This window comes from Armatimonas sp., assembly GCF_043760365.1.
Classification (GTDB): Bacteria; Armatimonadota; Armatimonadia; order Armatimonadales; family Armatimonadaceae; genus Armatimonas.
On the sequence record NZ_JAYUPA010000187.1, the window covers coordinates 1 to 2,142 of the forward strand.

Consider the following 2,142-nt stretch of genomic DNA (forward strand, 5'->3'; position numbering starts at 1 on the left):
GACACAGACGGCACCGACCGTGATTCTTGGCATGTCGAGCGCGTCTAAAATATCCTGGCGCACGGGCTGGCGGGCCTTGGCACAGAGGCGGCGGACATTACCGGGAGTGTCGTCGCCCGCGAGCGTAGTGAGGTCCATGCAGGTGATCGCCCGCAGGAGCCACGCGGCCTGCCAGTCTTTCTTGACGCTACGTCTGCCCGGAAGGCTAGCCACGCGCCTCTCAACAGCAGGGCGGTTGACGCGGGTCTCAGCGACCCACTCTAGATCCAGCAGCGCTCCAGGGTTACGACTTTCCATCCCACTCGCTCCAGAGCCGATGCGCATAGGCCGCCGAGGGCGAGGTCGCGGCGCAGGCGATAATCATCCCAATCTCCTCAGGGAGGAACTCGCGCAGGGCTTTTGCAGACTCTTCATCGTCCACGGGCAGAAGCAGCGCATTGGCCCCACACTCCACGGCGAGGCGTGCCAGCGACTGGCGCTCTAGCGGCTGAAGTTGTTCCCAGGGCAGCCAGAGTGTCACTTCGGCACCGGCGGGCGCGGCGGCATCCACCACAGTCTGCACCGCATCAGCCACGAGAAGCTCCGCGCCGGACTTGAGCGCGGAGAGGTTGGGAAAGAGAATTAGCTCCAGCGCCCCGTCCGCCGTCGCCATCGCCGCTTCCACCCCAAGCGCCTGGGAGTTCGCGGCCCCGTACGGCCACCCGATCACGGTTGCCACTTCAAGCTCACTCTCCAAAACATCCGCGACCCACGTGGGCAGAACGCACACCGAGTCTGCCGTCTGGGCATATTTCTCGCAGAGAGCCATTGCCTCGCGACGTGTCGAATCCGGGCGCAGAAGGGCCACGGTAAGGGGTTGATTACTCACGTGGGTATTGTACCGTGGGAACCAGCCCCCCAGCCCCGTCCAACGGGGGGGATATATGGGCGGTAAAATACTCTCATGCGCTTTCTCGCTGCTTTTTTGCCGATGGTGGCTCTTGCAATGGTGGCTCTTCGCCCGACCGTCCCGACGGATGTACCCGGTGGTCTTGCAGGGCTGGACGTTCAGGAGACTCAGCGCGCTGCCGATGCGTTCGCCTGGGACGAGTTTGTGGCGCTGAGCTGGCCCGCACAAACCAATCCACAGCAGCGCGGGGAGCCAGAGAGCAACAAGCCTTTTGGAGCCGAGGGCCTGCGGGTCTGGGAGACATGGAAGACCCCCGAGGAGATTTTTTTACCAGGCGGCGTAGAGCCTGCGCCTTGGAACGCCCCCCTTCCGAGGGAGCGCCATCTCACGGACAAGCTCCAGGCGGTGCAGAGCGATGGCACGCTGCCCGCCACCCTCACGGATCGCTTTGGGCATATCGTGCGCTACGAGGTTCGGGTTAATAAGATTCTCTTTGACTATATCCGCAGCCACAAACTCTATGACAGCCGTCAGCAAGTCCTAGCCGAGAGCGTGCAGTATCCCGATGGCGCGATGGCAATCAAGGCAAGCTGGCGCGAGCTGGAGCCGGGCGAGGAGGCGCAGTTTCTCACCCGCGAGTGCGTGGTCTTTGACACGAAAAACGGCAAGCCGGGGCGCAAGCGACGGCGTAAAATGGGATTAGTGGGGCTGCACATTGTCCAGAAAACGCCCTCGGCTCCGCAGTGGGTCTGGGCGACCTTTGAGCACACGGGCAACACCGAGGGCAGTGGCGCATCGTTCTGTGCACCGGGGATCTTAGAGGAGCGCCGCAATAAGCAGACAAAGCCAGGAACTCCCAACCTCGTGCGCCGCGAGAGCCCGCTCCGGGCGCGGCTCCAGCAGCTTAATCGGGCACAGCAGCAGGCGCTCCACAGCACGAACAGCGTGCTCCAAAACTACGAGCTGATTGGGGCGCAGTGGCCCGCGCCAGGGAGCCGTGTCGAGCCGACTTACCTTGCCAACACCACCATGGAGAGCTTTGTGCAAGAGAGCTCGTCTTGTTTGGGCTGTCATGCGTCGGCCCGCACCCTGTGCCCCGATAAATTTGTCGCCTCCGACTTTCTCTTTCTGATCCGCCGCGCCCAGCCCGAGATTAAAGAAAAGCCTGTCATCGGTGCGCCTACCAGGCCCGTGACCGAGTGGGATAAGAAAAACTGGCGGGCGATCCAGCGCGGCCATGCGATTTCGGAGCG

Annotated in this window: 1 protein-coding gene and 2 pseudogenes; 1 reads left to right on the top strand and 2 read right to left on the bottom strand. The window is 62.9% G+C overall.

What is annotated here, in order from left to right; translation table 11 throughout:
- Both ACH2EH_RS04635 and ACH2EH_RS04640 read right to left on the bottom strand, forming a co-directional pair.
- A pseudogene (locus tag ACH2EH_RS04635) lies at positions 1–297 on the bottom strand (deoxyribose-phosphate aldolase); the annotation flags it as partial.
- The gene (locus tag ACH2EH_RS04640) at positions 284–868 is read right to left on the bottom strand and encodes a hypothetical protein (RefSeq protein ID WP_395139411.1); all 585 of its coding nucleotides are present in this window, start codon (positions 866–868) and stop codon (positions 284–286) included. The gene ACH2EH_RS04640 and the pseudogene ACH2EH_RS04635, both read right to left, overlap by 14 nt.
- A gap of 75 nt (positions 869–943) precedes the next feature.
- Here ACH2EH_RS04640 and ACH2EH_RS04645 point away from each other — a divergent pair.
- Positions 944–2,142, top strand: a pseudogene (locus ACH2EH_RS04645) (cytochrome c); the annotation flags it as partial.